This is a genomic window from candidate division WOR-3 bacterium, from assembly GCA_026418155.1.
Lineage (GTDB): Bacteria > Hydrothermota > Tepidihabitantia > Tepidihabitantales > CAIPLT01 > JAOABV01.
Genome location: JAOABV010000067.1, coordinates 1 through 8,969, shown reverse-complemented (window position 1 = coordinate 8,969; position 8,969 = coordinate 1). Strand labels below are relative to the sequence as shown.

Genomic DNA, 8,969 nt, shown 5'->3' with positions numbered 1-8,969 from the left:
TCAATAAAGCCTGTTTCGAAACTAATAATAAAGTTAGAAAAATCAGTCTATTTACAATGTGCTAACACCACAGATTTAAGATGCAAAGAAATATGTTGAGATAAGGACTTTTACCACAGAGACACAAAGACACAGAGAAGAGAGAGACTGAATAGAAACTGATAGAAACGAAATAGTAATAATAGCATCTTTATAGCAATCAATAACAATCCGAAGGAATCCATTTTATTAACACGATAAGTAAAAAGTTCAGTTTCTCAAATATTAAAATCAGTATTTTCAATAACAAGCCGTAGAAATCCATTTTATTAACAACATTTTGATATGATTATTTTTGGATGTAAATCAGTCTATTGACATCTATCCATTCTTTACTAAAATTATGCGATGTTTAAAGTTTTAAGTAGAAATCGTCCTTTTTTTGGATTTAAGGGCGGAGTCCATCCTAAAGAGTTTAAGGAATTATCCGCTCATAAACCAATTGAAAAGGCTCCAATACCCAAACGCGTCTTTCGCCCTTATATTCAACATACTGGCATCAGAACAAAACCTATTATCTCGATTGGCGATACAGTCAAAGTAGGAACTAAAATTGGTGAAGCCGAAGGATATATCTCAGTTCCAATTCACGCCTCAATCTCGGGAAAAGTGATTGATATAAGTGAAATCGACCATCCAGTGCTTCCTACCCGCACCTTAACTTGTGTCATTGAATCTGATGGACAAGATATCTGGGAAGAAAATATTAAAGAAAGGGATTACCAAAATTTTTCAAGAGAAGAACTAATCAGTATTATTCGCGATGCTGGTATTGTTGGCTTAGGTGGTGCTGCTTTTCCCACTTATGTTAAACTTTCACCGCCGAAAGAAAAACCGATTGACACCTTAATTATTAATGGTTGTGAATGTGAACCGTATTTAACTGCTGACCACCGCTTAATGTTAGAAAAACCTAATGAAATCTTTGAGGGCGCAAAGATTATTGCCAAAATTCTCAATGTTTCGCAAGTTATAATTGGTATTGAAGATAATAAACCTGATGCGATTAAGGTAATGAAACAATCAATATCTCAAGATAACAGGTTTTCAGTTGTCGGACTAAAGACTAAATATCCGCAAGGAGCAGAAAAACAACTAATCAAAGCATTACTCAACCGCAAAGTTCCTTCAGGTGGCTTACCAATGGATGTTGGGGCTTTAGTCCAAAATGTTGGCACTGCACTGGCCGTATATGAAGCCTGTCGCTTTAATAAGCCATTAATTGAACGAGTCGTCACAGTTACTGGTAGTTGTATCCGTGAACCTAAAAATCTTTTAGTTCGCTTGGGAACACCGGTTTATGATTTAATAAATTTTTGCGGTGGTTATATTAAAGAGCCGGCAAAAATAATCTTTGGTGGCCCAATGATGGGCATCGCCCAATATAATGATGAATTGCCAATCATTAAAGGAACATCAGGTATTGTTATCTTAAGCCAAGAAGAAGTCAAAGTATCTGAAGAAGCCCCTTGCATCCGTTGTGCGCGATGTGTTTCTGCTTGTCCAATGGATTTATTGCCTTGTGAACTGAATAATTTTATTCGTAAAAAAGAATTTGAAAAAGCGCAAGCCTACAATTTGTTCGATTGCATTGAATGTGGTTGTTGTGCTTATGTCTGTCCAGCAAAAATAAAGTTAGTTCACGCATTTATCTATGCAAAAAGAGAATTGAGAGATGCCTATAAATAGAGAAAACGTAAATAATCAAACAACGTCTGATATCAGTAATCAGACCTTACTGACATCAAATAATACCCGTCCGATTGTAATCAAAGAATTATATGTTTCGGTCTCGCCTCATATTCGTTCCAAGATTACAATCTCAGCAATAATGTGGTCAGTGGTAATTGCTTTAATCCCGGTTTTACTCGGTGCAATCTATTTCTTTGGACTTCGTGCTTTAGGCATTGTAGTTATTAGTATCTTTTCTGCGGTCTTATTTGAAGCATTGTCTCAAAAATTCTTTGGTCGAAAAATTACGATTTTTGATGGCAGTGCAGTAATTACTGGATTACTTTTAGCATTTAATTTACCACCAGGAGTTCCTTTATGGTTACCTTTTATCGGCTCGGCTTTTGCTATTGTTGTTGCCAAGCAGTTATTTGGTGGTTTAGGTTATAATTTTATTAATCCGGCATTAGCGGCACGAGCATTCTTAACCGTATCCTGGCCGCAACTTATGACTACAACCTGGATGGCTCCAAAATCTGGTTTTCTTGCAGGTTACGATGCTATTACTCAAGCAACTCCTTTATCTTTAGCAAAATTAAATAAATCTCCTGAGATAATTCAACAATTGAATTCTCTGCCTGTAATAAAAAATCTTATTATTGGTAATTGTGGTGGTTGTCTTGGTGAAACTTCAGCAATTTTATTACTTATCGGTGCTATTTATCTTTTGATAAGAGGATTTATCAGTTATCGAATCCCGCTCGCTTATCTAAGCACTGTGTTAGTTCTGTCACTAATTTTACCGACTCCTTTATCTCCTCTTTTTCACATCTTTTCTGGTGGCCTAATGTTAGGCGCATTTTTTATGGCAACAGATTATGTCACATCACCAATCACACCTAAGGGACAATGGATTTTTGGTGTCGGATGCGGAATTATTACAATGTTAATTAGAATTTGGGGCGGTTATCCAGAAGGTGTCTCTTTCTCGATCTTATTAATGAATGTTGCCACACCGTTAATTGACCGTTACACAAAACCCAAAGCATTCGGCGCAAAATGAGTATAAAAATTCCCAAATCCAAAGTAATTGATAATATGAAAATTTCAATATCTATAATTTTGAGATTTGTCATTATGATTTATTGGGAATCTGCGATTTTGAATTTAGGGTTTATTGGTAGCCTGTGAAATCACTAACTTGGATGGTCATATCGCTATTTTTAGTCTGTCTAATTTCTGCTGTTCTTTTATCTCGAGTCTATACCATAACAAAAGGTCAGATTGAAAAACAAACACGAGAAAACTTACTATTCAGATTATCTGATGTCTTGCCCAATGCAGAAATTTTTCAGGAAGTAATTAAAGACACGGTTTGGCTCGGTCTTGATGAACAAAATCAAAAAATTGGTATTGTTTTTAAGGTTGGTCCACGTGGTTACGGTGGTCCGATACCAATATTAGTTGGATTAGGTTCTGACCTGACCATCAAGAAAATTTATATTGGCTCCGCATCTGAAGGACTAAAAGAAACTCCTGGGTTGGGCGCACAAATCCAGAGTCCGCAATTCAAAGACCAGTTTTGTAATAAGAGTTATCAGGAATTAAAACTTGTCAAAGATGGTGGTGATATTCAAGCAATAACGGGCGCAACCATCTCATCTCGAGCAGTTGTTGACGGCATTAGCCTCGGTATTGAAAAATATAAACATTATCTCCAAACTGATAGTATCAAACAACCACAATCTGATACAATTTATGAAGAAAAACATTGAATATTACATACCGCATAAATCACTTAATACCATCACCATCAACCCAAGTGAAGTAAATCAGTAACTACATTTTTTTAACACAATGAAGATGAACTTAATTGCATATGCGCACAATCTTAATGAATATTACCCCAATCGATAACGGTTTTAATACTAATTAATTTCAAGTTAAGTGTAAGTGAACGAGATTAATAACTTTCAATAGAAAATGTCACAATTAATCATATTGACCTTGATTTATAACATTTGTATAATTATGGCTAAAACATAGAAAGAATGATAATATGCGAAAATTGACTCTATTATTTTGGTGGTTATTGGCAATCGGATTATTAACATCTATCTTATTTTGTACCAAGAAAAAAGAATTGCCTCAGCCTAAAACTTACTATGTCGTAGATACCTTGAGATGTACTGGATGTGGTGTTTGTGTTGATTCCTGTCGATTTAATGCAATTAAATTAGATACTGTCAGTTGGAAAGCCCATATTGATACTATGCTCTGTACCTTATGTGGTGTTTGTAAACGCGTCTGCCGATATCAAGCAATAAAAGATACAACTTATTGAAAATTGAAGAATCATCGATAAATGTCAAAATTTACTTTACCGTTTATTGGAATCTTACTATTTTTCTCTTTAGTCTATTCGGCTTGTCAGTGTCCTTCAGAACTAATGGGAAATTTAAGACAAATCAATAATAATTTTGCTTGGGGCATTGAACTGGCAAATTCATATTATTTTGTATCATCTGATGTTTCAAAGCATTATTATTTTCCGAAAATAAACTCAGCAATAACCTATAAAACTCCGATAAACTTGTCATTTTTATTAAATATGGTTGTTAAATATCGACCTGCAAATACAATTAATTGTCCACTCCGAGTTGCAAAAACAGGAATTGTTTGGGGTATTTGGCAAGGTTTTGCCGATTTTATGACTAATCAATGGCAAGTTAGATTAGGTCGTCAACATTACAAGAGTGGATTGGGCTATATCTTCGATGTCCGAATGGATGGAATCGCAATAAAGCGAAAATGGAATCAATATAATGGTCAACTATTTATCGGGACCGTGGCAACAGATATTGGTCAGAATGGATTCTTTTGTCAAAAGGATGTTTTGCTCGAAGAGAGATTGTGTTTTCGCCAACTTTGTAATGCCAATTATGGCGAAAATAGTCTCTTGGCAATCGGCTTTGACCTTCGACAATTTCAAATAACATTTACCCGGCAGTTTGCCCGTGTTAAAACATTTAATGAATACATATTGAATGGATTAGTGAACCTGCAGATTACCAAAAACTTATCTCTAATAAGTGAATTGACTCCCAGATATGAACTTGATAATTCACGCATTTATTATACGATAATCAGTTATTTAGATTATCGGACAAACCTATTAAGAACAAAACTGGGAAGTCTAATAAGTAATAAAGCAGTGCTTTTAGGATTGGCAGGATTCGGTGAACGGATGCGCTTTGGACCGAGCGACCGCAAAGTAGGATTTTTACAAATGACAATACTTCCTACTAAACCAACCAACTTCCAAATCAATTATTACCATCGATTTGACAAACAATATCAAGACCAAAACAGTGAATTAGACCTTGGAATAATTATTCGGCAATTTCCCAGAACTCAAATTGTTCTCTTCGGCACTGGAATTGACTTATTAGATGACAGACCAGTTTTACAGACTAATTTAGAAGTTCGTTATGTCCTATAACCATTATTTACGACAAAAGACACATAAAATACCAAAAATCCTATCTTCTATTCGATTATCAAATCACTATGTAGTGCTGGTGTCAATTCTGACATTACTCTATTATAGGAGGAAAAATGAATTTGACTAAAAATTTAGCATTTTCATATCCCTTGGCTATCGGATTAATAATTAGTTTAATTACAAGTATTCATGCCTGTACGATTAAAATAACTCCGGAGAAAAGTTCTGGTACCATTGGTGAAGAGATTAAAGTATTGATTTCCGTTCGTAATCAACATATCCCTTGTCCCTTAGACATTACTGCATCTGAAATATCAGTTGATGGTGGCAAAATCCTCAGCCAAACTGATTGGAATAAAAAAAGCGCTACTGAGTATGAAAAGTCTTTAATCGTAAAATTGACTGCGGAACCTAAAACATTAATCAGTGTTAAGCGCGTTTGCGATATTAAAACATCACAAACGACTGCCCAGATTGAAGTAAAAAATAATTCGCCGAGTGATTTTAAGACAATCAATCTTGCTCTAAAAGAAACTACGACCAAACTCCTTGACGGATTAGGCAAACTACATTCACTGCGCGCTAATCTTGAAACTCTAAACAAGCAAGAAAAAGACCCAAAGACCAAAAAGAAAATCTCTGACCTTATTGCTCAAATTGATAGCGTTGTTAAGCACTCGAAAAAATTCGTCACCCAATGCTCATTATTATTGAAAGGACTGTAATATGCAAAAATGGATACTTTTCAGTATATTATTAATCACGACAAATTTATTGGCTTATGCTTGTGGTGATGGAAATTTAACTATTGGTTCCTGCGGCAATCATCCGACAGGTGGCCGGGCAACAATTTATTTTCATCCTAATATTCCCCTCTCAATAAATGTTAATCAAGAAATAAATATTAGTGTTATCCTCAAATTAGGACCAACCACAAATCGATTAGCCGGAATAATGTTAGTCAATGGAACCGGAAATCTGCCTTCAAACGATGGCTGGATTATCCGACAAGACCCAAATGGAAATGTTATTCCGTATAATTATAACGAAAAACAGAACTTACCTGATAGCATCGAATTTCTGTGGATACTCCGGGCGCCAACCACTGCTGGCACTCGCAGATTTCGAGCAAAATTATTCTATGGTGATAATGGTGCAAAAAGTAAAGAAGCAACACCAATTGATATCAATGTCTTACCTGTCGGAATTGTTGAGAATGAATTTATCACACAATCTAAATTAAATATTCTAATTCCAACCATTGTCAAAACAAATCTGGAATTAGAAACTAAGGATAGACAATTTAATGGTTACATTGAGATTTATACCATTTCTGGTAAGTCCGTATTACCTAAAATCGCCATACCAACAAAATCTCGATTTACTGTTGACCTTAAAGCATTAAATCCTGGCATATATTTTATCGGTTTATTCAGTCAGGATAAAACTGTGTTCCAGAAATTTATTAAGATTAACTAATGAAACGAAAAGTAAGTCGCTTAAAATATCTTACTGATGGAATTATTATCGAAAATCCGATTTTAGTAATTATGATTGGTTTATGCCCAACCTTAGCCACCTCGATAACAGCAAAAGATGCTTTAGGTATGGGTGTTGCCGCATCTTTTGTCTTAATCTGCTCTAATATTGTCGTATCCGCAATTCGAAAATTTGTTTTGGATTCAGTTCGAATTCCAATTTTCATTATTATCATCTCAACTTTTGTGACAATTGTTGATTATGTGATGCAAGCATATGCACCTGCCCTTTATCGAGTATTAGGCGTGTTTGTCCCGTTAATTGTGGTTAATTGTATAATCTTAGGTCGGGCTGAAGCCTTTGCGTATCACCATACAGTCTTTGACTCATTCCTTGACGGATTAGGCAAAGCAATCGGCTTTACTTTAGTGATTGTGCTGATGGGAATAGTGCGTGAATATCTTAGCAAAGGTTCAATATTTGGTATCTTAATCGGTCCTAAATTTTTAGTCTCTCAACCAATGCTCTTTATGATTTTTCCACCTGGAGGATTTCTCTTAATCGGAATCTTAAAAGCATTAATTAATAAATATATTATCAAACCAGAATCTGTTGACTAAAGTATGAATACTAATCCTTTGTTAATTTTCCTTGCTGCATTCATTGTTAACAATATTCTATTAATGCGTTATATTGGGCTCTGTCCATTTTTCGGTGTCTCAACTTCTTTGACTACTGCTTTTGGGATGAGTTTTGCAGTCCTATTCGTAATGCTGATTGCGACTTGGGTAACTTGGATAATCTACCATTTTCTATTATTACCGCTTGATTTAATCTTTCTCCGTACCGCAACCTTTATTTTAGTTATTGCCACTTTAGTTCAATTTGTGGAGATGTTCTTAAAAAAGAATTTTAAGGCATTATATGTTGGAATGGGCATTTATTTACCTTTGATTACGACCAATTGTGCGATTTTAGCCGTAACATTTTTAGTTATTGATTATAAATACTCCCTGTTCCAATCAACTATTTTTGCAATTGGCACAGCCTTAGGATTTGCTTTAGTCATAATTCTATTTTCCGCAATTCGGGAACGATTAGAATACGCACCGATTTCGCGTTCACTAAAAGGTTATCCGATTGCCTTTATCTCAGCATCCTTAGTGGCTTTAGCATTTCTTGGGTTTATTGGACTATTTGGACTCTCATTATGAAATCAATTTTTGTCTCATCTCAACTATCATCCTTCATCAATTATTATCTATTACTAATCATAGATATTAACCGGGATTAAAAATGGCGGTTCTAATTAAATCAGTCTTTGTTTTAGGTGGATTAGGCTTTGTTTTAGGTGTGGGATTAGCAATAATATTTAAAAAACTTGCCGTTGAGTCATCCGAGTTAGAGAACAAAATAAAATCAACTTTACCCGGCTCTAATTGTGGTGCTTGCGGATTTGCTGGTTGTGCGGTCTATGCGGAAAAGATAATCAAAGAAAATGCACCATTAAATCGTTGTCTTCCTGGGGGCAAAGAAGTTGCTGAAAAACTTGCGCAAATTATGGGTAAAGAAGTTCAGTATGAAGAACCTAAAATTGCCGCTTTAATTTGTCGTGGTGGAAAAGATGAGTGTCGGGAGCGATTTATTTATGATGGTGGAACTGATTGCCGTCAGGCGTATATAATGCACGGCGGAAACAAAAGTTGTGTCTTTGGTTGCGTTGGTTTTGGACATTGTGCTTCGGTCTGTCCATTCGGCGCAATTAAAATGAGTAAGAACCGCCTACCGGTAATCAATGAAAAAAAATGCACCGGATGTGGCATCTGTGTTAAAGAATGTCCCAAACACACTTTAAGATTAATTCCTCGAACCAAACTTGTATATCTCGCCTGTGTGTCAAAAGATAAAGGCAAAGCAGTAAAAGATGTATGCACGGTCGGTTGTTTTGCTTGTAATATCTGTATTCGCGCCTGTCCCTATAGCGCTCTGACAATGGTTAATAATCTGCCAGTAATGGATTTTTCGAAATGCACTGATTGTGGAATCTGCGTCCATCGATGTCCGAGCAAATCTTATGTTGACCGGGCTAAAGCACGACCTTATGCCATTATCTCTTCGGTTTGCAATGGTTGTGGCGAATGTGTTAAAGTCTGTCAATTTAAGGCAATCGAAGGAAAACTCGGCGAACGACACAAAGTTCTGACTGCCAAATGTATTGGTTGCGGTGAGTGCTTCAAGGTCTGTCCAGTTAAAGCCATAACAATGGCAGGTGCCT

Annotated in this window: 10 protein-coding genes; all 10 read left to right on the top strand. The window is 35.7% G+C overall.

The annotated features are described in order from the left end of the window. Window positions 1-387: 387 nt before the first annotated feature. Window positions 388-1,728 carry an electron transport complex subunit RsxC gene (gene rsxC, locus N2201_06770; GenBank protein MCX7785906.1) on the top strand — a complete coding sequence of 447 codons (1,341 nt, stop codon included), beginning with the start codon at window positions 388-390 and terminating at the stop codon, window positions 1,726-1,728. Next, a complete protein-coding gene (locus tag N2201_06765; protein ID MCX7785905.1) occupies window positions 1,715-2,773 on the top strand; it encodes an RnfABCDGE type electron transport complex subunit D in 1,059 nt (352 codons plus the stop codon). The genes rsxC and N2201_06765 overlap by 14 nt, the downstream gene beginning before the upstream one ends. A gap of 124 nt (window positions 2,774-2,897) precedes the next feature. Further along, on the top strand, window positions 2,898-3,485 hold the full coding sequence (locus tag N2201_06760; GenBank protein MCX7785904.1) for an RnfABCDGE type electron transport complex subunit G: 588 nt from the start codon (window positions 2,898-2,900) through the stop codon (window positions 3,483-3,485). A 284-nt stretch (window positions 3,486-3,769) separates the two neighbouring features. Then, entirely contained in the window at window positions 3,770-4,054 is a 285-nt protein-coding gene (locus tag N2201_06755; GenBank protein MCX7785903.1) for a 4Fe-4S binding protein, read from the top strand. A gap of 21 nt (window positions 4,055-4,075) precedes the next feature. After that, on the top strand, window positions 4,076-5,212 hold the full coding sequence (locus tag N2201_06750) for a hypothetical protein (protein ID MCX7785902.1): 1,137 nt from the start codon (window positions 4,076-4,078) through the stop codon (window positions 5,210-5,212). Window positions 5,213-5,328: 116 nt separating this feature from the next. Continuing rightward, window positions 5,329-5,940 carry a hypothetical protein gene (locus N2201_06745; protein ID MCX7785901.1) on the top strand — a complete coding sequence of 204 codons (612 nt, stop codon included), beginning with the start codon at window positions 5,329-5,331 and terminating at the stop codon, window positions 5,938-5,940. Between the two features lies 1 nt (window position 5,941). Further along, window positions 5,942-6,694, top strand: a complete 753-nt coding sequence (locus N2201_06740; GenBank protein ID MCX7785900.1) for a T9SS type A sorting domain-containing protein — start codon at window positions 5,942-5,944, stop codon at window positions 6,692-6,694. After that, the gene (gene rsxE / locus N2201_06735) at window positions 6,694-7,314 is read left to right on the top strand and encodes an electron transport complex subunit RsxE (GenBank protein MCX7785899.1); all 621 of its coding nucleotides are present in this window, start codon (window positions 6,694-6,696) and stop codon (window positions 7,312-7,314) included. Before N2201_06740 ends, rsxE begins: the two co-directional genes overlap by 1 nt. Window positions 7,315-7,317: 3 nt before the next feature. Beyond that, window positions 7,318-7,908, top strand: coding sequence for an electron transport complex subunit RsxA (locus N2201_06730; GenBank protein ID MCX7785898.1), 591 nt, complete (start codon window positions 7,318-7,320; stop codon window positions 7,906-7,908). Window positions 7,909-7,990: 82 nt separating this feature from the next. After that, window positions 7,991-8,969: RnfABCDGE type electron transport complex subunit B (locus N2201_06725; protein MCX7785897.1), on the top strand; the 979-nt coding region annotated here is incomplete at its 3' end.